This is a genomic window from Butyrivibrio sp. INlla16 (genome assembly GCF_900104155.1).
Taxonomy (GTDB): domain Bacteria; phylum Bacillota; class Clostridia; order Lachnospirales; family Lachnospiraceae; genus Butyrivibrio.
On the sequence record NZ_FMYB01000015.1, the window covers coordinates 17025 to 39462 of the forward strand.

At 44.8% G+C, this 22438-nt stretch carries 16 protein-coding genes; all 16 read right to left on the bottom strand.

Annotated features, from left to right (window positions below):
• Window positions 1–4: 4 nt before the first annotated feature.
• A complete protein-coding gene (gene rffA / locus BLR42_RS08815; protein ID WP_091868342.1) occupies window positions 5–1141 on the bottom strand; it encodes a dTDP-4-amino-4,6-dideoxygalactose transaminase in 1137 nt (378 codons plus the stop codon).
• Window positions 1142–1175: 34 nt separating this feature from the next.
• The gene (locus BLR42_RS08820; RefSeq protein ID WP_091868433.1) at window positions 1176–1637 is read right to left on the bottom strand and encodes a GtrA family protein; all 462 of its coding nucleotides are present in this window, start codon (window positions 1635–1637) and stop codon (window positions 1176–1178) included.
• A gap of 53 nt (window positions 1638–1690) precedes the next feature.
• Entirely contained in the window at window positions 1691–3451 is a 1761-nt protein-coding gene (locus tag BLR42_RS08825; RefSeq protein WP_091868343.1) for a hypothetical protein, read from the bottom strand.
• A gap of 4 nt (window positions 3452–3455) precedes the next feature.
• Window positions 3456–5207 carry an ABC transporter ATP-binding protein gene (locus BLR42_RS08830; RefSeq protein ID WP_091868345.1) on the bottom strand — a complete coding sequence of 584 codons (1752 nt, stop codon included), beginning with the start codon at window positions 5205–5207 and terminating at the stop codon, window positions 3456–3458.
• An 11-nt stretch (window positions 5208–5218) separates the two neighbouring features.
• On the bottom strand, window positions 5219–6352 hold the full coding sequence (locus BLR42_RS08835) for a glycosyltransferase family 52 (RefSeq protein ID WP_091868347.1): 1134 nt from the start codon (window positions 6350–6352) through the stop codon (window positions 5219–5221).
• A gap of 3 nt (window positions 6353–6355) precedes the next feature.
• Complete coding sequence (locus tag BLR42_RS08840; RefSeq protein ID WP_091868349.1) at window positions 6356–7435, bottom strand: glycosyltransferase family 2 protein; 1080 nt, start codon at window positions 7433–7435, stop codon at window positions 6356–6358.
• A complete protein-coding gene (locus tag BLR42_RS08845; RefSeq protein WP_091868351.1) occupies window positions 7432–8649 on the bottom strand; it encodes an aspartate aminotransferase family protein in 1218 nt (405 codons plus the stop codon). The genes BLR42_RS08840 and BLR42_RS08845 overlap by 4 nt, the downstream gene beginning before the upstream one ends.
• Window positions 8650–8698: 49 nt before the next feature.
• Complete coding sequence (locus BLR42_RS08850; protein WP_091868353.1) at window positions 8699–9706, bottom strand: hypothetical protein; 1008 nt, start codon at window positions 9704–9706, stop codon at window positions 8699–8701.
• Between the two features lie 11 nt (window positions 9707–9717).
• Window positions 9718–13350 carry a hypothetical protein gene (locus BLR42_RS08855; RefSeq protein WP_091868355.1) on the bottom strand — a complete coding sequence of 1211 codons (3633 nt, stop codon included), beginning with the start codon at window positions 13348–13350 and terminating at the stop codon, window positions 9718–9720.
• Window positions 13347–15872 carry an MMPL family transporter gene (locus BLR42_RS08860; protein ID WP_091868357.1) on the bottom strand — a complete coding sequence of 842 codons (2526 nt, stop codon included), beginning with the start codon at window positions 15870–15872 and terminating at the stop codon, window positions 13347–13349. Before BLR42_RS08860 ends, BLR42_RS08855 begins: the two co-directional genes overlap by 4 nt.
• A 79-nt stretch (window positions 15873–15951) precedes the next feature.
• Window positions 15952–17184 carry an ATP-grasp domain-containing protein gene (locus BLR42_RS08865; protein ID WP_091868359.1) on the bottom strand — a complete coding sequence of 411 codons (1233 nt, stop codon included), beginning with the start codon at window positions 17182–17184 and terminating at the stop codon, window positions 15952–15954.
• Between the two features lie 5 nt (window positions 17185–17189).
• Window positions 17190–18365, bottom strand: a complete 1176-nt coding sequence (locus BLR42_RS08870) for a PseG/SpsG family protein (RefSeq protein ID WP_091868362.1) — start codon at window positions 18363–18365, stop codon at window positions 17190–17192.
• Window positions 18358–19395 carry a pseudaminic acid synthase gene (pseI, locus tag BLR42_RS08875; RefSeq protein WP_091868363.1) on the bottom strand — a complete coding sequence of 346 codons (1038 nt, stop codon included), beginning with the start codon at window positions 19393–19395 and terminating at the stop codon, window positions 18358–18360. Before pseI ends, BLR42_RS08870 begins: the two co-directional genes overlap by 8 nt.
• Window positions 19396–19488: 93 nt before the next feature.
• Window positions 19489–20193 carry a pseudaminic acid cytidylyltransferase gene (gene pseF, locus BLR42_RS08880; protein ID WP_091868365.1) on the bottom strand — a complete coding sequence of 235 codons (705 nt, stop codon included), beginning with the start codon at window positions 20191–20193 and terminating at the stop codon, window positions 19489–19491.
• A complete protein-coding gene (pseC, locus tag BLR42_RS08885; RefSeq protein WP_091868367.1) occupies window positions 20190–21398 on the bottom strand; it encodes a UDP-4-amino-4,6-dideoxy-N-acetyl-beta-L-altrosamine transaminase in 1209 nt (402 codons plus the stop codon). Before pseC ends, pseF begins: the two co-directional genes overlap by 4 nt.
• Before the next feature lie 14 nt (window positions 21399–21412).
• Window positions 21413–22414, bottom strand: coding sequence for a UDP-N-acetylglucosamine 4,6-dehydratase (inverting) (gene pseB / locus BLR42_RS08890; RefSeq protein ID WP_091868370.1), 1002 nt, complete (start codon window positions 22412–22414; stop codon window positions 21413–21415).
• Between the last annotated feature and the right edge of the window lie 24 nt (window positions 22415–22438).

The window sequence follows — 22438 nt, forward strand, 5'->3', positions numbered from 1 at the left end:
GCAATTATATAGCTTTGTAATACTCTTTTACTCGCATTACTACTTCATCAAGATCATCGTTTGTAAGACTATAGTACATCGGCAGTCTAAGGAGTCTTAAGCTTTCCTTGGTTGTATACTTATCCTCGCCGTGGAATCTGCTGTACTTAAGACCGGCTGTGGATGTATGAAGCGGCACATAATGTGAAGCAGGAAGGATATCGTTGGACTTAAGGTACTTTATAAGTCCCTCTCTCTCCTCGAAATCCTTGCACTTTATATAGAACATGTGCGCGTTGTGCTTACATTCCTCCGGAACATAAGGAAGCTCTATTTTACCGGCATCCGAGAGATCGGCAAAAGCCTCCATGTATCTGTTATAGTGATCCATTCTCGCATCATTTATCTCATCTGCCATCTGAAGCTGTGCATAGAGATATGCCGCATTCATATCACTCGGAAGATAGGATGAACCGGGCTGAAGCCAGGTATATTTATCAACCTTTCCAAGCTGGTAAAGTGTTCTGTTGGTTCCCTTCTCCCTTATGATGATCGCATCGTTTACAAAAGTCTCATCGCGAAGAAGAAGCGCTCCGCCCTCTCCCATACTGTAATTCTTGGTCTCATGGAAGCTGTAATTTCCAAAATCACCTATCGCGCCAAGGGCTTTTCCCTTATAGGTAGCCAAAACGCCCTGCGCCGCATCCTCAATAACAAAAAGGTTATGACGCTTAGCGATGTCCATAATGGTGTCCATCTCGCAGCCAACGCCCGCATAATGAACGGGAACAATCGCCCTGGTCTTAGGCGTTATCGCTGCCTCGATCAGATTTTCATCAATGTTCATCGTATCCGGTCTGATGTCGACGAATACCACCTTCGCCCCACGAAGTACAAAGGCGTTTGCTGTGGAAACAAAGGTGTAGGAGGGCATTATCACCTCATCCCCCTCCTTAATACCCGCAAGAATCGCAGACATCTCGGTGGCATGGGTACATGAAGTGGTCAAAAGGCACTTGTTTACACCTGTCTTTTTCTCAAACCACTCGTTATCCTTTTTTGTGTACTCACCATCTCCGCAAATCTTCTGGTTTTCCACACATTCCTTTATGTATTCCATCTCCTTCCCGGTATAGGGAGGTACGTTAAAATTAATTCTCATAATCTCTCACCGATCAGTTTCAAAGTTGTCTGAATCAATTGTCCTTTTGCTCAAGAAAAATCTTTCGTGTGATAAAGTTATATACCATTACTATGCCTGTTGCTCCGAACTTGAAGAACAGGTTCTTTGCAAAGCTTTCGCTCATGATACTCTGAAGCCAGTTCCAGTGCATGTAGATAAGGTCAACACCCACGTAAAGGCAGAGCTCATTAAGTCCCATTCCGATAATGCTGAGGATAAGGAAAATCGTAAACTCCTTTTTCCTGCTCATGTCGTCTCTGCGAACAAAGACAAATTTAAAGCTCAGAATATAGTTCACAACCACCGACACTGTAAAGCCGATAAGTCCCGATATCAAATAGTAATACGGGAAAACCGATGCAATACCAGTCTTGGTAAATACAAAGTTTGCTCCAAGATACAGGAAGTAATCCACAAAAAAGCAGAATACTCCAACCAGTCCAAACTTCATTATCTGTTGCAATAAATTATTCATAATTCCTCCGTTAAATATAGCTTCTTCGCGGAGAAATCTGTCTCCACTTTCACTCACCTCGCCGCATAAACTTCAAAGCGGTCACTTTCAAAGATTTTATTATACTTCAGGGTTTCAAGGAAGTCCAATAACATGGTGTATTTTTTGTCTGCCGTGACTTCTCCCTCAAAGTTCGGGTTTACTATAACCACTGGAAGCTCCGTACTATCGCCCGCCTTAAATTCGGAAATAGCGTCTTCAAATTTTTGTATCGTATTCGAATCAAGATTTGGCCATGTACTGAAAATGGCCGGCTCCATGTCAAGGAGATACGAAAGCCCCGGGGCATTTCCGAACTGTAAAAGCTTTTTATCCCTAAGCCCCTCTTTGCTTAATAGACTACTTAGCTCCGCAAGGCTGTCAGCATTTTCAGGTGTCGTATACATACCCGCTGCCTTGGGAAGCTCCTGCGTCCCGATAAGGGCGGATCTCTCCGTTCCGTCAGTCCCATCCACAAAGCTGTATTTATAATGAAAGATCGTGCTCTGGAAAAATATCAGAACAAGAATCGCCATATACGTAGCCTTCCAGGTAAAGTGCAGTTCCTTTGCACCTGCTGCCTGTCTCACTCTTCTGAACATCCACATGATAAATGGCGCAACAATGAAGAGATTGTTAAGAAGCGGGTAGGTATAGTTATTGCTTCCAAGCGGTGTAATTATCATGATCAAAAGACACGCAAGGCAAAGGCTTCTCTCCGATGCCTGTCCGCGAAGGACCCTGGTAACACCGAGAGCAAAGAAGCAGATACCGCATATCAGGAACATCATCGCCGGTTCAAACATTGAGTCATAGTAAAAATAACTCCTGGTAAATACGCTCTCCTGATAGTAGTAATAGAGCAGCATAAAAATGCCGGCAATATATAATATTCTCTTAATCCAGTAAAATCTTCCGGGCTTCATAAAAAACATGATTGAGCCCACGATCATGCAGGGTATCATGATTACCATATGCTTAAAGCTTGTATACCATGCCGCTAATATTGCTCCTGCCATTCCGCCTGCCGAATAATCCGTTGCTTCGGCGGACATTGAAAACAGCGAGGAAATCATTTCGGGATAAGCTTCAAATCCGTAGGTAATACTGATTGCAATAAAAGGAATGATAAAACCTATCAAATATCCCGCAATGCAAAGTCCGGTTTTTCTCATAATTTCCTTGAAGCTATTTTTGTGGATACCCTCGTAGTACCATAAGATAAGTATCATGGCCGCTTCGACAATATTGGGAAATCTCACCATTACGGAGATTCCAAAGAAGAAACCGGCCAATACAAATTTCCATTTTGTGACCTGATAATCGGTCATGGCATGCATCAAAAGAAGTGTGCCTGTGGTGAAGCAAAAATATGTCAGATAATTATAAAGAATTACTCTGGGACACCAGCAAAGATTTATGGCGATTATTTCACCGATGAACATCATCCAGCCGGGCATCCATCGCTGAAGCAGATAATACGCCACGATTGCAGTCGCACTGATCACAAAGGAGCAGTAAATGTTCATCCCCAGCATGGTTTTTCCGCCGGGAAGCGCCATAAATAATCTGCCCACCATATTGGGAATGTATGTCGCAATGATCCACATGGGATCAAGGTTTCCCGTATACTCGTAATTCCCAAGGCTGTAGGTTGTGTCGGTTATATCAACCCCCTGCGCCACTCCGATAAGAGGGTACAGGAGCAGAATTATAGGAAAAACCCACTTTTCGAGCGGTTCCTGATATTTTTTAAGTCTGAATATTTTTTCTCTGACTGCACTCAGTGTAAGCATACCCTCACCTCTGTTGTGTTACCTTCTGGCTATCAACCCTGTATACCATGTCGCACTTCTCGATGGTCTGAAGTCTGTGCGCGATTATTACAAGAGTCTTCTTTCCGTGCAATCTGTTTATGGAATCCATGATTGCAGCCTCGGTCTCATTATCAAGCGCACTGGTCGCCTCATCGAGAACAAGAACCTCGGGATCCTCAAAGAGCGCTCTTGCGATACCGATACGCTGTCTCTGTCCGCCGGAAAGTCTGATACCTCTCTCACCGATAGTAGTATCAAGTCCGTCGGGAAGGCCTCTGACATATTCATCGAGCTGAGCCTCTTTAAGCGCTGCCCAGACCTTGTTATCATCTATATCCTCATCCGGAATACCAAAAGCAACATTCTTCCTTATGGTTGAATCCAGCATGAAAATTGTCTGCGGAATGTAACCTATATTCTTAAGCCACTCCGGATAATGTTCTCTTATCTCAACGCCATCAGCCAAAATCTCACCGGTCTCAATTTTCAAAAGTCCGAGCATGATATCAACGATTGTTGTCTTACCTGCACCTGAAGTTCCGACAATACCGATTGACTTTCCTACAGGAATTGTCATGTCCGCATTTTTAAGGACGTAAGCCTCGGAATTCGGATAGTGGTAGGTGATGTTTTTAAGCTCTATACTCTTATGAACAGGAAGCTTTTCAACCTGCTTCATCACCCTGTAATCCTCAGCTTTATAGGAAACAGAACCGTCGTTGATCTCCTCCTGGAGGTTATCACTTACGTTCATGAAAAACGGCTCAAAATAAGCTATCGAAGTGAGGTAGTTGTTGATTCTGTTTGCACTGGGAAGGAGTCTTGCCGCAGCTGCACCAACAACGGTGATTGTTCCCACCATGTCATTAAGATCCTTACCGTACGCAATCATAACCAGCATATATCCGATCATTCCGGCTATTCCGATAGTCTCTATAAGAAGTCTTGGCGTTGAATTATAAAGATTGTACTTCTGAACTGCATTCACATAACCGGCACCACAATCTGCATAGCCGTTTATGAAATAATTCTCTTTGTTGGCAATCTTTATTTCCTTGATTCCCATAACAGACTCTTCAATCCACTTAAATAGTCCGCTGTAGTAGTCCTGGTTATCCTGACCGGCCTTAACCATGATTGGCTTGATAATATATTTGATAACCAAAAGAACCGTAACAAGTAATACTGAAATAAACAGTGTCAACTTGAAATCCTTAATAAGCAACATGATAACAAGACATGTAAACACTATTACTTCAGAAATAAGCTGAAGACAACTCAAAATAAGACCATACATATTGTTAACATCAGAGGTTATATTTCTCTGAATTATTGATGTATCAGCATTTAAATAATACTCATAGGGTCTTTGCATGAAGTTGATCATCATTCGCCTTGAAGTAGCAAACTGATTTGTATATACAAACCGAAGCTGTATAACATTTATGATAAAAAGCACTATATTCTTAACTATAAATATCAATATAATGGACAGGAATATCAATATCGCAAACTGCTCTACGCTGCTACATCCAAGGAAATTGTAAGCAGCATAAAGATTTTTGTGTTCCGGTAAATTATCCTTCTCTAAAATCGTCTGCATAGCCGGTATCAGCATTGCAATTCCAAGTGTCTCAAGAATACCGCCCAAAAGCATCATCAGTACAATGAGCACCATCTGCTTTTTCTGACGGCCATCCAATAAGACCATCATCTTGTTATAAATTTTTTTCATGTTTCTCCTATTTAGTCATCAATTATCTGTTCGTTTAGTCGATGGATCTCAGGGGCTTCGTATTTGTCCATGAAATCATCGCCGAGGAAAAGTTTTTCGTCGACGAATTTAATTGAATCCACAACTGTATAAACAGATACTAGTTTATCAAATTTCAGGCCATCGATAAAGTTTAACATCTCCATAGGGAAGGTGCCTGCAAGGAGGATTACCTCCGGGAACTTTGTCTTGTAGTCAAGATAGTCGCGGGGATGTTGTTTTATCATCACTATGGCTTCCTTGCCGTTAACGGTGCCGTAATCTCTGACCAGGTCTTTAAAGAGTCTTTCTCTTGTTTCCAGGTCGCAGAGAGGCTCCGATAATATCAATACCCTCGGCTTGTCCGCGCCTTCCTCAAGCTGCTTTTTGAGCTCATCCATGTTCTCCACAAAGAGCTTCAGCATAAGGTCCTTATCGGACTGTGTGAGTTCCTGAACCAGCGGCTCGCGCGGAACTTCAATGTATTTAGGACAGGGGTAGTCGAGTATAGAGATATCGTTGACCTCCATGTCTATGCAGTATCTGCCCCATCCGTTTTGAATGAAGATGAGTCCGGTTGAAGCAAGCCACGCCTTGAACTTAAAATGTCCGTTGTTGTCGTAGCGCGCCTGGTCACCGTATTTTATGCAGTTAAGTCCGTCCTCCAGAGCATGGTATCTGATCTTCTTGTAGTTCAGATAATAGCCGATTGGATCGGAGTCGCAGAACACATAGATGTCCTTGTACTTTGTAAAATCCACAGGGACATACTTCTCCTGCAGCTGCGCAAATCTCTTACAGAATTTTATTCTGTTTATCATGTTCTTCGGAAGACTTCCGGTATTGGTGCGAAGCGGTGCAAGCTCAGGGAAAAATGTATCAACTTTTTCGTCGTACTCGATGACCTCTTCAAAAAGTCCGCAGTCTCTGGCTCTGTCCACCATGCTTCCAAACTTGTTGCTCATCTTGGAGAGCACAAGCGTGGCGCGTCCCGCCATCTCACTTCCCGCGCCGGCTTTGGAAGCTCCGATTATAGCTCCCGAAAACTGGTGTAATATATGAAATTCCTTAAGGCATGCCACATACACATGATAAAAGGTGTGGCATACATATATTCTCTCGTGCAATTTTTATCTCTTCTTTCTCAAATTCCTGTAAAACCACAACAGCCTGTAATAAGCATAAAACAGCAGATGCGACTTCATCTGCATTCCGATCAGCTTCTTTTCCTCTGCATGGATTCTCTCCAGATAATAGGGGTTATTCTGAAAACCAGGAAAAGCCTCCTTCATCTCTAGCCCCATCTTCTTAGTAAAATCGTAGCACCCCTCGATGTGCTGTTCCTTCGGCATGGCTGAAAACAGTGTGTTTACATAAAACAGCACCGTGTACATAAATTCTATCTCGGGTTTGTACTTCTCAAGATATCCGTTCTCCCTAGCCTCAGCAAGTATCTGTCTGCCCGCCGTCATTCTGTCCTCAAGGTTCTTTTTGGAGACAGTATGAACAGTTGAGGCGTCATGCTGAAAATAGAAGTAGAGTGGCTCCTCAATATATTCAAAATGCTTTACGCGAAGCATCCAGGTATTGCTGACAGCATTGTCTTCGTAGAAAATATCCTCGGGAAAAATGTAGGCCTTTGTCAGCGTACTTCCGTTCTCGGTAACGGAAACCGGCTTTGTATCTCCCATAACAATATTTCTTTTGTAGATCTTCACCACCAGGCTGCCGGTGTCCAGAAGGAGCTTCTTATACTTCTCCTCATCCATCACACCTGTCTGCTCTGCATTATTGTTGTGAACAATCTGACCGGGAGTGAAGGTATAACAATCCACAAGGCTGTAGTCGCAGCCCACCATGTCTGCGCCGGTTTCATCCGCTTTCTTAAGAAGTCTCTCGTAATAATCCGGAACCACCCAGTCATCAGCATCGATAAAGCCAAGCCACTCACCCTTGGCAATTCCAAGTCCTATGTTCTTGGCTCCGCCCTGGTGATGGTTGACCGGACTGTGTATTGCCACAAATCTTCCGGGATAGCGCTTCTCATAATCCTGCATCAGCTCAAGGGAATTATCCGCCGAGCAGTCGTCAACCGCAATTATCTCAATCTCCCCGTCAGGCAGGGTCTGCCCCACAAGTGAATCCAGACAATGTTTCAATTTATCCTCTCCCGCCATATTGTAAACGGGCACAATTACGCTAAGTCTCATAACCTGGAGAGCTCCTCCCCAAGTACTGCTGCTATCTGCTCCATATCAAAACGGTTATAGCGCTGATCAATCCAGAAAGTGAGCATGTTATCCGAAAAATGAGCCGAGCTTTCGCAGGCTTTTGCCGCATCCGGGAGGATCGGCCAAAGTACCGGCGCATAGACACCTTTTTCCGCAAGTATTCTCTCAAAACCATCGCGGGTTATATTTTTTCCTGCCTCTGTGATAGCACTCCTTCTCATAAAATCAATATCAAGCACAATGGGAAGCATAAACGGAGTGTATTTATACTCTCCCTCATAAACCTCCGGAATCTCCGGAAGAAGACTGAATGCTTTCCCGCAAAGAGGCATCTCCGATAACAGTTTATAGAGGCTCCTGTAATTAGCCCTTCTTCTGTCGCTCATTCTGTAGGTATCAAGATCGCTTAAAAGCTCTGCGCTCACATCCGACATATGATAGGGATCAAGTCCGTCACTAAGGCTGTCCTCAGCGTCTGAAAGAAGCTTTCTGAAATGCACCTTAAGCTCCGGATCTCCTTTTTCAAGATATTCACTCTTCTCAGTGAGAGCCTCAAGCCTGAGCGCGGTAAAATCTGTCTCTCCGGTAAGAGCCCCCATCAGAAATTCACTTTTACTTACCGCAAAGGCTCCGTCCGGAACTCCAAGCCATTTGCGTATGCTTCCCACCTGATAATCCGGGATAGCATTCTTTGTTAAATAGGCTTTATCATCAAACAGAATATGCGTGACGTCCTCAATTATCACAGCATCACTACATCTCTCTCTGATGCTCTTCGCAGCATCCGCAGTATCTGACACTCCGAAATAATTCATTATAAGAATGACAGGCTTAAAAGAGCCTACGCCCTTTTCCTTTTCAAGCTCGAAAAAAAGATCCTCCACATCTATACTGAGACCTTCCTTAACCTTGTAATACACAAGCTTAAATCCGCGCACTTCAAAAGGAAGTACCATCGAATCGCATGCAAGTGCCGGCAAAAACGCCGTAAGCGCTCCTTCTTCCCTGGGATTTATGCCATCATCCTGAAAACGGGCGATAATATCGTCTGCCACAAAGCCGATAGCATCCCTTCCGCATCGCAGAAACTCTATATAGCGCCCCGCCTTTTCGGCAACTTCTGAAAGTTCAAAGGTCAAATCCTTTCGCTCTGTAGTTTTTTCTAAATTGAACTCGCTTCCGATTTCGTACATTTTCACTCCCCGATTTCTAAATAATTACTGCCGCCGATTCATCAAAAGATCACTCGTAACTTCCGTGGTAATAGGTCTGTCTTACTTTTCCGTTTTTATATTCCCACACATAGCCTATACCCGTTGAGCTCAAGGCTGTCGGTCCCTGTCTCAGCCCCTCAACATAAATATAATACGTACCTGATTTCTTAAATCTGATGCCCTTGAATCTTTTTATGGTTTTCTGACTCTTCTTTTTTGATGCATGCCCAACCAGGGTATATCCCTTGTCGCGATTCTTCGACACATAGATATTATAACCTTCATTGGCATATTTCACGCGGTCCCATTTGATATTAAGTGATCCGCCCGCAATTTTGACAGCAAAATCATTCCCATAATTATATGACTTTATCATGGGCTGTGCAAAGAGATATATCCTGTCGGACCATTCACTCTCGTAGGTATTCCCGCCCACAAGCGCCACGGACCTTACCTTGAACGAATAGCACTTGTTGTTATCGATCCTTCTGCTGAAAGAATTCTTAAAGGAAACTCCCTCTCTTATGCGCCTTCCGAACCTGTCCATGAAAACATATTTGAAAGTCGCAGCCGTCTGCTTATCCCAGGTGACATATACGGTCTTCTTGTTCGAATACCATTTTGCCTGGGTGAGCCCCGTCACCTTCCCGGGAATAGTTTTCATTATCGCCGTGCCTACGGTTTCTTCCTTATCCCCCTTGGAATCCGTATACAGACACCTTAACGCAACATAATAAATTGTTCCGGGTTTCAGACTTTTAAAAGTATAGCTGATTTCAGTATCTCCAAGAACCACTCCATGCTTTTTTGCTGCCTCCTCAGCTTCACTTTTACTCTCAGCAATCGCCGGATAGTACTCCTTTGCTCCCGGAACCTTGATCCAGTGCATGGTCACGCTGTCGGTGGAATACATCGTCTGCGTGATCACCGTAGAAGCTGCACTTACATGAAAATTGTTTGCAAAGACAATGGAGAACATTGCCAGCACATTCGCGGTCATTATGAAAAACAGCCTTTTAAAATTGTACTTTTTCATGTCAGCTCTCCTTATCTTCTTCTATTTCTTCCTTTTCTGCTCTTTCTTCTTTTGTTCTTAGATGCTGCAGTTCCTACGTTATCGGCCTCTTCCTTCAGAAGCTTGTTGACCTCGGGCTTTTTCTCCTCTTTTTCTTTCTTCTCCTTACCCTTCCTACCGACAATTCTCTTCATGATCAGATTGAAAATGAAGGCCGCCAGAACTATCAGGACAATGATTATCGCCAGTTTCAGGATTTTCTTTATCAGTGTATTGGTATCAACTATAGCATAAACAGCTTCCTCACCGTCCATGTCCACTTCGACATAACTTCCGATCTTTTTGGAGGAAGTGTCCTTCCACTTTCCATCCTTATAAATCTTTACTATAGGATTCTTGTAAGGACTGTAAAGTCTGATCTTCCTGTCTGCAGATTGAATATAGGAACCCTCATGAACATTGATTCGATATACCACCGCTCCTCTCTCGGTGAGTGGCATCTCGGTATTATATGAAGGCTCGTCGACAACCTGTGCATCGATATAAGCATCATCCCCGTAGCTTCCGCCGAGAATCGCTATCGGCTTTCCGGATTCATCATCCTTTCCTTCACTCTCGATTGCTTTGTTTGTGGCAACATATTCACCTGTTAAAATATAGGTTCCTTCCATGACCAGATTGGATACATCCGGCCATTTTACATAGTAACCTTCCCTAAGCTCTTCCTCAGGGAACTCAAGATTGGCAAGGCTCTCTCCATAAGCAAGCTCCTGCTCACCGATTCTTATACCTTCTACCTCAAATATAACCTTAAGATGTCTGAAGGCATCACCTATTCCGTCCTTTTCCAAAAATTTCTTGTACTCCACAGGCTGCGCAATAGCTTCAAAGTTTATGTCATCAATTCCACCGACCTTGTTCTCGACAAAATAATTGCCGCTGATATTATCAAGCTTTGCCTTCCTTGTTTCGGAGTCGGAATTAACTATTCCTGCTATTGAACCGAATCTTTCACTCGGTTCCTCGTGCCATGTCGCCATGGCATTACAGCCCGTTATGGTCGTTCCGTAGCCGGTTATTCCGCCCACATACTTATTGCCTTCAAGGAGGCATAGAGAATCACAGTCTCGAATAATGGACATTGACTGCCCTGCAATTCCGCCCGTATAACTTCCTTCCGTACTTCTGGCGTAGCCGATACCCTCGCAGTTTGACACAATTCCCTGCGCCATGTATCCGACGATAAGTCCCGCTCCGTCCTTCTTTGACTCAACCGTTGCATCATTCGTGCACTCGAAGATAATGTTCTTAAGAGTATATTTACTTCCTCTTCCGATATTCAGATTGCCGGCTGCATTCTCCTCGGGATCCTCTTCGTCAATTGCCATGGAGCCCGCAATTCCGCCTATATCAATGTCTCCCTTGACCGTGCCCTTATTCTTGGAACTGTCAACACGGCCTGTTCTCGCCTGCTGTATATCTTCATCCGATACATCAGTAAAAACAGACGCATCATCGTTATAGATGATATCCAGTCTGTCAGACAGAATATGGTAGATTTCGTTAACCTGATCGTTTACCGCTGCCAGGTTGGCATTGAGCGTGTGGGAAGTGGACTTCCCATCCTGGTTTATATTTTCTATAGAACCCGATATTCCACGCAGATTCGCATGCAGTGAATCAAGGCTTGCATCCCAGTCGCTTCCAAGTCCCGAAAGTCTCAGCTTTTCCTGAGAATTCAGATAATCAATAATACTTCTGGTGCAGTTTGTTGCTTCACGAAGCTCGCCTTCCGCATCCTGCAGCGCATGAATCGCATTCTCGGTTTCTCCGATAACAGCGTCCGTAGCAGAGCTCGCGTAGGGTTTATAGGTCTCAAGAATAGTGGAAGCTCCGCCAAACATTCCGGACACATTGCTTCCCGTCTCGGATGCAAGCTGCTGAAGCTCGGCAAGATAAGCATTCAGCTGCGCCTGCTCTTCAGCTGTCAGCTTCCTCAGCTTTCTGTTTCCGTTTTCATCATAGACATAATTACCGTTCGCATCAGTCTCATACATTAAACGGTTAATGGCTTCCGACAGACTCTCCATCCTCTGAGTCTTCTCGTTAGTGTTGGCCATTTTGTCATAGATATCTCTTTCACTGCTCTCGATCGCATCTCTGTCTTCATCCGAAAGCTCGCCCTCGACGTTGATGTTCTCGATAGCTCTGGCTAGCGCATTATTAAAGTAATACATCTTATCCGACGCACTTGACATATGATCAAGTACCCCGGGGATATTCTGCATAACATATTCAAAGCGCTCAATTACAGCATTAACAACACGGACATTGGCATTTACAGAGGTTGTCAGTTCTCCCGTAAGTGCGCGGCCGTCATCCACAACTCCGTTCGCGTAGCCGGTCAGATCAGTGACATCAGAGGAAATGACATCCACATCTCCGTCCATATCCGTGAGAGTTTTATTAACAAGGTCGTGAAGCTTATCAGCTGCTTCAGGAAGCGTCTGGATATCCTCCGGCTCAAGGTAGGGTTCCATCTGACCGACGATTCCGCCTATATCCTTCCTTCCGTAGATAATTCCCATGTTTTCACAGTAGGACACGATGCCCATCTGTCTTCCGACAATTCCGCCTACATTGTAGCCAACATGCTCATAGCCGATGTTTCCTTTATTCTTACACCTTGCGATATTTCCTTTTGAGTAGCCGGCAATTCCTCCGGTATCAATACCTGAGCGAATTTTCGTCTCATCACTGCTGTCTGAGGAAATGGACTGGATTATACTCTCGCCCTTCTCATCATCCTTTACAACCCACTCAGCGTTATCATTTATACTTCCGTTATTGACGGATTCCGATACTATTCCGTAATTTTTGCCGGTGATTCCTCCTGTGTAGTAATACCCCGATACATGAGCATCATTTGTACACCCGCTTATAAGGCCGGTGTTTTCATTGATGGCTGCTATTGCGCCAACTGTATTATTGCCCTCCAGAATTCCGTTGTAAGTGCAGTTTTTGATAATGCCGAGATTCATTCCGCAGATTCCGCCGGTAAATTTCAGTTCGTCCTTCATCCTGACTTCACCGGATACATTAAGATTCTGCACTATGCCGTTTATTCCTATATATCTGAAAACTCCCGTGATATAGGGATCTTCGGCATTACTGTATCCTTTTATCTCATGACCTTCGCCATTGAAGATTCCGTTAAAAAACGGGATCATCTCAAAATCGGAGCCGGTAAGATCAATATCTGTCTTAAGGCTGACTGTCTTATCAAGAGACCATGCATCGCTCTTACAATTCTTTGAAAACTCAAGGAAATCCTCAAGACTTTCAATGGAAATACTCTTATAAACAATTTCCACCGGTTCATCTTCACCGGCAGCCGCATCTCCGGATGTGACTTCAGAGCCTTGGCGAAGCCTTATCTGATATGCCTCCTCATCGGCAAGCTCATCGCTGCTTTCCTTCTCGCTCTTTTCGAGCATGGAAGTAGTGGCTTCACTTTTAACCCTGTTTCGAAGTCCCTCTATCAGCTCATTTTCAAGTTCATTTATTGCACTAACATCTATGTGCGATGTGCCTGCAAAAACAGCAAACGCCAGTACAGATGCAGACAGTTTTTTCAGGATGAGTCCGGATTTTTTCTTTTTCATGCGTTCTCCTCCTCATTCACTGCGTCTCTGCCCTCAAGAAGCTTTTCGAGGTCCTCCGCGGTAATCCTGGTCGCATCAAGTCTCTCAAGATTACCACTCTGGATGAAGGCTCTCACATCGCCTCTTACAACTGCATGCATCTCACCTATAACCGTTCCGTTGATCTGTCCCTCTATTATGCCGTCAACTCGCATAAGGCCGGTATCGCGCTCCATGGTAAGAGGCAGCGTAACGGCGAATGAAGTTTTGTCTATAATACTTGCTCCTATGAGAAGTATCTGAGGCAGTACGAACATTACCAAAATAATGGATATGACAGTTCCTCGTCCGAGACACTGCCCGATACCGCATATAGCGCCGTCGGAAGTCAGCTGTCCGATTGCAAAGCCTGCAAGCGCAAGCATTGATCCCGAAGTAATAATTGTCGGGAACGCGAAGTTCATAGTCTCAATTATCGCATCCTTATGGGACATCTTATCCTTGAGTTCCATAAATCTTCCGGAAATAACGATCGCATAGTCGATATTTGCACCCATCTGAATTGAGCTGACAATCAGGTAGGTCATGAAGAAAATATTGTTGTTTTCAATGGTCGGGAACGCAAAGTTGATCCAGATAGCTCCCTCGATTACCAGGATAAGGAGCACCGGCATACCCGCTGACTTAAAGGTAAACAGAAGAACTACCAGCACGGCCAGAATTGAAATAACGGTAACCACAGTATTATCCACGGAGAAGGTCTTCTGAAGGTCAAATTGGCTGGTGGCTTCACCTATTACCAGAATTTGACCCTCATAAAAATTGTTCGCCATGGTGTGCATCGAATTAAGGAAATTAAAAGTTTCCTCGCCCTCCTGGGGGAGATTTAAGTACACAAGAATTCTGCTGTAATTTTCACCCTGCAGCTGTTTTTTGACGATATTCATCTGCTCATAAGCATCATCAAGCTTTTCCTGCATGCTCTCATCCAGCGTTACATATCCCTCATCCACCTCATCGTGGAGGAACATGATCATATCAATGAGAGGAACTCTGTAGGTTGATAGTCCGTTCACAAGCTTTGCATAATTCTTGTCGTTTACCGCATAGGCCATGTAAAGAAGCTCTGCCACCTCATAGTCAAGCTCAAGAAGTTCGGAAAACTCTCTCACTGTCAGCTTATCGGCAAGGCAGTAACCGCCCATCGCCTCGATGTTGGCAAGTCCCTGCGCGGACTTTACCTCATCGCACTTAAGGTAGGTCTGAATCAGTCTCTTTTCCTTGTCATAGTTGCCCGCGGGAACCACGACTGCAACCATATTTGAATCCCCGAAGGTCTCGCTTATGAGCTCGCTCGCTATCTGTGTTTCATTTTTAATCGGAGTTTCAACCTTGGAATAACCATAGACAAACGGGCATTTATTCTGAACGATAAATGCCCCTATGATAAGCACCAGGAAAATCGGCGGCACTATAAATCTTGTAAAGAAATCAAATTTTCCCACGAAAGGAATCTTGGGAACAAAGCTCTTGTGCCTTGTTTTATCCATAAGTGATCCGAAGATCATGATAAGACCGGGCATAAGAAGGAAAACTGCAACAAGGCTAAGAACAATAGCCTTGATAAGACATATTGCCATGTCGCGACCTATGCCGAACTGCATGAACATCATGGCAACAAGACCGCCTATGGTGGTTAGGGAACTGGAGGAAATCTCAGGAATTGCTTTACTGAGGGCTATAATATCCGCCTCTCTGATAGGCAGATTTTCATGCTCCTCTTTATATCTGTTACAGAAAATAACCGCATAATCGATTGAAAGCGCAAGCTGAAGTACGATTGTAACGGAATCGGATACAAAAGAAATTGTACCCAGAATGAAATTGGTACCGGCTGACATTACAGCCGCAGCTCCGAAGGTAAGAAGGAGAACCGGTATCTCAGCATAAGTCTGTGAAGTAAGGACCAGCACCACAAGCACAATAACCACAACCAGAGCACTTACGGTTTTCATCTCCTTGGCGATAGTCTCCGCAGAGGCATTGCCCATTGTGGTCGACACGAAAATATCGTAGGAAGAGAGCATTTCTTTAATCTCTTCGAGTCCCTGAAGCGCCCTTTCATCCTTCTCTTCGTACTTGAAAGTAACGTCAAAGAGCGCGGAAAAATTGTTGTAATGATCCGGAGTCTCGTCAAACTGAAGCATCGAGACGTCACCGCGGGCACGAATATCCTCTGCCAGTTTTTCAGCGTCCTCATAGACAATATTAGACACCATAATCTTGGCAGATCCGTAGGTTGTAAACTCTTTTTCCATGAGATCAAGACCGATACTGGTCTCAAAAGAGTCGGGAAGATAAGCCGAGAGCGCATTCTCGACCTTGACCATCCCCGACGCGATAGCACAGAAAATCAGAACTATTCCGAATATCAAAAAGAAAAGGTTACGTCTGTCTACGATAAAGGTCGCAACCTTGACCATGACATTGTCATCTTCCTTCTGAACAGAAGCCTTAGAACGAACTTCTCCGTGTTCAGCCATATTCAATTCCCCCTCAAAGCTTTTACATACAACAAAAAGTCAGTTAACAGCTATAGTACTATGATACCACAAACTCCCGTCAATTCGTTAAAAAACGAATTAAAAATGCCGCTTCTTCCGCTTTTTTTGCGGCATCCTCAGCACTGTCACCCTCTGCTATCACATGTCCCCATCTGTCACCGCTGCTCTTTAACATGGTAGCCTCATCTCCGGACTTTTTATAGATGACAACCTCCGTAACACCGGGCATATTTTCGGCTTCTTCCACGCCTGTAACCGACAAAATGGTCTTAGCCGCATCACCGGTTTCTCCGGATTCACTGACAGCCTCTTTCGCAAACAAAAATCTTATGGCTGAGCCGGCATTCTTGGTACTCTGCCACTTTACCTCTTCCCCAAGTGTCGAGGACAGACAGCAGTCAATAAGATCAACTCCCGTGGAAAGCGGCACCAGCTTAGATGTGATAAAATCACCGCCAAGGCGTGCTGCTATCTCAACAAGCTTCGCTCCGTCCTTTGTGACCTTAATCTCTGTGTGGGATGGACCGTTTTCTATTCCAACTGCTTCTATCGCTGCCCTTGCTACATTCCTGATATCCTCCTGAACAGCTTCCGGAAGTCTCGACGGTTCGGTGTGTCCGGTCTCTACGAAGAAGGGAATCTCTGTGACCATTTTATCCGTTATGGTGATGATATGTGTCTTCCCATCAACTGTGAAGGACTCCACACTGACTTCAGGCCCCTCCATGAATTCCTCCAAAAGGACCTCTCCGCTTCGTGAGTATTCCTTTGTGTAGGCATAGATATTTAAAAGCTCATCCTCTGCGGTACTATTCTTATCTACAAGTACCACGCCTCTGCTGGCTGCATTATCCGCAGGCTTGCAGACAAATCTCGCGCCAAGCTTCTTTGCGGCCTTGAGGAATTCTTCTTTCCCCGAAACTACATAGAACTCCGGAATCGGCACACCCTTTTCTTTCATGCGTCTTCTCATGGCTGCCTTATCCGTTGCGCAGATGGCATTTTCGAAAGAGATATCATTTTTCCTGCCTAGCTGCTCATTAACCCAGGACACGGTCCTTACCGGCATGTCACTGGTAGAAGTGATGATATAGTCGGGTTCATATTTCTTTGCAGCTTCAAGCACAGCTTCCTTATCAATTGTGCTTATGCACAAAAACTCATCGGCATCCTTTATTCCGACTGCCTCCGGATCATAGTCCAGCGCATAGACATACAGTCCCTTTTCCTTTGCTTTTTTAATAGCAGGCACCTGAAGTGCACTCGCTCCCAGTATAAAAATCTTTTTCATCGTAGTTACATCTCCGTCAGTACTTCCGCAATTCTGTCTGCGCCTTGTCCATCGATAAGCTTTTTCAGCTTTCCTGATATTTCAAGGCGCTGTGAAGTGTCCATAGATAACACTTCCTCAAGATATCTGAGTATGGCCGTCATAGTCTCATTGGCATCGTCTCTGAAGTCACCCGCATAGGGTATGTAGCCCTCGTTAGCAAAAAACAGCGCATCAGGCTCCTGGTTTTCCGCAAACACATAACTCACGGATAGAACACCCACCGCACATAATTCATACAGCGTGGTCCCGGCAGGTGTGATCGCCACATCGCAGGAACTCATGATATCCGCAACATTCGATACATTCTGATGAAGGACAACATATCCGTCCTCTATAAACTGCTGAATCTTCTCCATCACACGGTAAAATCTTCCCGCGAGAAGATGAATCTTTTTATCCCTGCTTCCTAAAAAGCCGAGTTCTTTATCTCTAAGAATCGCTGAGACAATAACCTCGGAAAGCCCCATGGTATCTGCGCCTCCGGTTGTCAGGAAAATATTTTTTATCTCTCCCTTATTGTAGCCGTAGGTTCTGTGAGCGCCTTCGAAAGCCTGCGCATTTTCACTTGCGACAAGGTCAATGTTTTGCAGGATCTCACCATCGGTTCCGTATCTCTGGGAGTCACCGGTTATCCCCGTGCCTTCGCTTTTCCTACTCTGTCTCACAAACTGTTCACGGATGGGAATATACTTGGTCCCCAAAAGAAGTTTTGGAGCTTCGCCCTCGTAAAACTCCTCGTAACCAAGTCCCGGTGCTCCAGGGCTGTAATTAAGGAGAACCGAAGCGGGGTATTTTTCCTTTTGCATGTCATCTATGTACATGGTCCTGATGCCATTGGATTCCAGCATCCTTATATACTCGGGAGTCGCATAATAGCTGTCTACAAGCATGCGATTAATCCCCTCCTCATGCAAAAAATCGAGAAGGGTAATTATTTCCTGCTCCATATTTCGCCAATTCGTTTCAAGAATCTGATATTCAAATTCGTCCTTTATGTAGGGCACAATATTATCATCCGCAGACACAAAAACGACAAAGCATTCCAGCTGCAAGAGACTGTGTGCTATTGTCCTGCAGCGCATGATATGCCCTGTCGCCACTATTTCATTTGCATCTACGCGAATTGCAATCTTATTCAATACAACTCCAATCCAGCGGTGTTCCGCGTGTCAGCTTTTGTTTTGCCTTTTTCCCAAGAACCTCTTCATAATACTTGGGCTTCATGCCCTGAATGTTGTAGGATCTAATGCTTCGCACATTTTTATCCGTAAGCACCTCACCCTCTTCAACATCCTCTACTATGAAAAGTGATCTGCGGTTGGTGTACTCTCCCGCCTCAGCCTCTGTCGGTCCGTAGAAAATCTGTCCGAGTGCCAACTCCGCATCGTGAACGCCCTTTACCATGTCGGCGAATTCCTGAGGTTCCATGGAAAAAGCGGAATCCGCGGAAGGAATATTTCTATCAAGGCAGAAATGCTTCTCAATGACTACAGCCCCCAGCGCCGCTGCTGCTATTGCTGCGGTCCCGCCCATCGAATGGTCCGAGAGTCCTATCGGGACTCCGAATTTTACTCTCATATCAGGTATGGTTCTAAGATTAAGATCAGAAGACACCGTGGGGTATACGCTGCAGCACTTAAGCAGAATAATGTTGTCATTACCCTCGGATCTGATGGCATCAACAGCCTCTCTTATCTCCTCCTCGGAGCCCATTCCGGTTGACATGATTATGGGCTTACCGGTTTTCGCAATATATTTTATAAGCGGGATATCCACAAGTTCAAAGGATGCGATCTTGTAGAACTCTTCGCCAATGTTTTCAAGGTAATCTACCGAAGTCGTATCAAAGGGTGTGGAAAGAAAATCAACTCCGCACTCCTCGCACTTTTTCTTTACGGGTTCCATCCACTCCCAGGGAGTATAGGCCTCCTTATAGAGGTCGTGAAGATTGTAGCCATCCCATAATCCGCCGTGAATCTTGAAAGCCTCGGCATCGCAGTCTATGGTGATGGTATCCGCTGTATAGGTCTGTGTTTTCAGACAGTCTGCGCCGGCCTTTGCAGCCGCTTCAACGATCTGCAGGGCATTATCAAGAGAGCCGCCGTGGTTGGCGCTCATCTCGGCAATTATATAGGCGCGGCCATTTTTAAGACATTCTTGTAATTTCATTTGAGTCCTCTTTTCCCCTCATCCGTCAGCTTCGCTGACACCTCCCCCCAAGGGGAAGGCTTATATTTTTTCTTCTCCCAAGGGGAAGGCATATTATTTCAGTATCCCCTGCTCTGTAAGGAAACGGTACTTCAGCTCCGCCAGTAACCAGTCGCTCTCGTTATCGATGTCCTGTGATTCCACCGGATCTATGATGTAGGGTATGGATTTCTCCATGGTTGTATCCTTCTGAATTCTGAAGGCATCGTTTCTGAAAATATAGAACTGTCCGCATTCGTGGTACTGTTTCTGAAGGTCCTGGCTTCTGGTGGTCGCATACTCCGGATGAAGCATCTTCACAAGTCCCTTATCATCTATGAAAAGACCTCTCTGAGGAGGATAGGAAAATTCCTGCATTGGAACAATTGACTCCGCTCCCGACTTTACAAGCTCGTCCATTGCTTCCTTCAGCTTCCTTGCAGTTACAAAGGGAGCTGTGGGATAGATGCAGCAGCCATATTCAAAGCTCTGATCTCTCTTCTCATATTCATCAAGGACTTCTAGAAGAACATCTGCGGTTGTTGCAGTATCATTTGAAGTCTCAGCGGATCTAAAGAACGGGACCTTCGCCCCGGCTTTTTTTGCAATCTCCGCAATCTCCTCATCATCGGTGGATACCATGACTTCGTCGAAGATTCCGGACGCAAGAGCTGCCTCTATGGAATAATTTATTATCGGTTTGCCGCAAAATTCTTTTATGTTTTTACGTGGTATGCGTTTGCTGCCACCACGAGCAGTTATTATTGCAATTGCGCTCATTTTTTGTAATACTCCACAATCTTAGTCACCGCTGCTATAACATCCTGCGCATCCTCATCGGTCATGGCTGCATAAAGCGGTATCGTAATCATCTCATCATAGAGCTTCTCTGCATTCGGGCAAAGACCCTTTTTATATCCCATCTTCTCATAATAAGGGAAATAGTAGGTCGGGATGTAATGTACGTTGCAGATGATATTTTCAGCTCCTAGAGCATCGAAGAACTCTTTCCTTCCGATTTTCAGCTTCCCGGGAACTATCCTTAAGATGTATAAATGTCTGCAGGAATCGGAGTTCTTATCCTCCTTCTGCACGAACAGCTCCGGTATTTTGGAAAAAGCTTCATCATATTTCTTCCTGATAGACTTCCTTCTCTCCACAAATTCTGGAAGTCTGTCGAGCTGACTGCATATAAGAGCTGCCTGAATATCGGTAAGTCTGTAATTCGGTGCAAGCAGGAGCTGCTCATAATACCACGGTCCGTCGCTCTCATGCTCCATAAGGGATTCATCCCTCGTGATTCCATGAGTACGAAGAAGGATCAGCTTTTTATATAACTCCTCATCAGTTGTGACTATTGCGCCACCCTCACCGCCTGTTATGGTCTTCACAGCATGAAAACTGAAGGTTGTCATATCAGCCAGTGTTCCCACATGAACTCCGTTATATTTTGTACCGATTGAATGCGCAGCATCCTCGATCATTACAAGACCATGCTTGTCGCAGATATCTCTTATCGCCTGAAGATCAGCTGTCTGACCGGTATAATCCACAGGAATAACTGCCTTGGTCTTATCGGTGATCTTCCTTTCAACATCTGCGGGATCTATCTGATAGGTCTCCGGATCGATATCAGCAAAAACCGGTCTGCCACCGCAGTAAAACGCACAGTTGGCACTGGCCGCAAAGGTAATGGGAGTTGTTATAACCTCATCACCCTCACCGACTCCGGCAGCGAGACATGCGATATGAAGTGCTGCAGTATCATTGCTTATAGCGACCGCGTACTTTGCTCCTGTTATCTCGCAAAGCTTCCTCTCCATCTCAGTGATGGCAGGACCTGTTGTGAGATAGTCACTTTTTAATACCTCAACAACCGCTGCGATATCCTTATCATTTATATCCTGATGCGAATAGTATAATTTTTTGTCCCTAACGGGCGAACCCCCGCAAATTGCAGGGATTCCGTTTTTATCATTATTCATTTTATGCTCCGATTTTAGTGGTCTACTGCCTCGTGAAGTCTTGCCTTGATATCTTCGACACTCATCCACTCTGTGTTATTGCCTGAGCTGTAGGAGAATCCTTCCGGAACCTTCTTGCCTGCAGGATCAGGGGTCTGTCTGTCATTGAAAGTAACCTGAGGATATACGATAAAGTGCTTATCAAACTCGTAGGTAAAAGGCGCATCCTCCACTGTTACCATGATCTCATCAAGCTTCTCACCCGGACGGATTCCGATCTCTTTTGTTGCGATTCCGGGGCACATAGCCTCTGCCAGATCCGTAACCTTGAAGGAAGGAATCTTGCTGATGAAGGTCTCTCCACCCTTTGCCTCGTTAAGAGCCTTAAGTACGAGCTCAACGCCCTCGGGAAGGCTTATCCAGAATCTTGTCATTCTGTAATCGGTTATAGGAAGCTCTTTTTCACCCTTCTCAATAAGGTTCTTGAAAAGCGGAATGATTGAACCGCGACTTCCCGCAACATTACCATATCTTACAATCGAGAAATTTATGTCCTTATTTCCGGCATAAGCATTAGCTGCGATAAACAGTTTATCTGAAACCATCTTGGTTGCACCATAGAGATTCACAGGGTTAACAGCTTTATCTGTACTGAGCGCAACTACACGTTTAACGCCTGTATTAAGAGCTGCATTAATTACGTTCTGCGCACCGTTAACATTGGTCTTTATAGCCTCGTCCGGATTATACTCGCAGGCAGGCACCTGCTTAAGAGCAGCGGCATGGATTACATAATCAACGCCCTCCATAGCGCGCTCCATACGGGCACCATCCCTTACATCACCGATGAAAAATCTCATCTGATCAGCGTGCTCTTTATACACCTTCTCATTGGCCATGGTATATTGCTTATATTCATCACGTGAATACACGATGATCTTCTTGGGATTGTAGTGCTCAAGAAGATACTCTGTGAAACAATGACCGAACGAACCGGTTCCTCCTGTTACAAGTATGGTTTTATCATCTAATTTCATTTTCTACCTCTTTTCAAAGCATAA

Bases quoted from the DNA above. Each gene is read 5' to 3' on its own strand.
- rffA (WP_091868342.1), bottom strand. From the start codon at position 1,141: ATGAGAATTAATTTTAACGTACCTCCCTATACCGGGAAGGAGATGGAA.
- BLR42_RS08820 (WP_091868433.1), bottom strand. From the start codon at position 1,637: ATGAATAATTTATTGCAACAGATAATGAAGTTTGGACTGGTTGGAGTA.
- BLR42_RS08825 (WP_091868343.1), bottom strand. From the start codon at position 3,451: ATGCTTACACTGAGTGCAGTCAGAGAAAAAATATTCAGACTTAAAAAA.
- BLR42_RS08830 (WP_091868345.1), bottom strand. From the start codon at position 5,207: ATGAAAAAAATTTATAACAAGATGATGGTCTTATTGGATGGCCGTCAG.
- BLR42_RS08840 (WP_091868349.1), bottom strand. From the start codon at position 7,435: ATGAGACTTAGCGTAATTGTGCCCGTTTACAATATGGCGGGAGAGGAT.
- BLR42_RS08845 (WP_091868351.1), bottom strand. From the start codon at position 8,649: ATGTACGAAATCGGAAGCGAGTTCAATTTAGAAAAAACTACAGAGCGA.
- BLR42_RS08850 (WP_091868353.1), bottom strand. From the start codon at position 9,706: ATGAAAAAGTACAATTTTAAAAGGCTGTTTTTCATAATGACCGCGAAT.
- BLR42_RS08855 (WP_091868355.1), bottom strand. From the start codon at position 13,350: ATGAAAAAGAAAAAATCCGGACTCATCCTGAAAAAACTGTCTGCATCT.
- BLR42_RS08860 (WP_091868357.1), bottom strand. From the start codon at position 15,872: ATGGCTGAACACGGAGAAGTTCGTTCTAAGGCTTCTGTTCAGAAGGAA.
- BLR42_RS08865 (WP_091868359.1), bottom strand. From the start codon at position 17,184: ATGAAAAAGATTTTTATACTGGGAGCGAGTGCACTTCAGGTGCCTGCT.
- pseI (WP_091868363.1), bottom strand. From the start codon at position 19,395: ATGAAATTACAAGAATGTCTTAAAAATGGCCGCGCCTATATAATTGCC.
- pseF (WP_091868365.1), bottom strand. From the start codon at position 20,193: ATGAGCGCAATTGCAATAATAACTGCTCGTGGTGGCAGCAAACGCATA.
- pseC (WP_091868367.1), bottom strand. From the start codon at position 21,398: ATGAATAATGATAAAAACGGAATCCCTGCAATTTGCGGGGGTTCGCCC.
- pseB (WP_091868370.1), bottom strand. From the start codon at position 22,414: ATGAAATTAGATGATAAAACCATACTTGTAACAGGAGGAACCGGTTCG.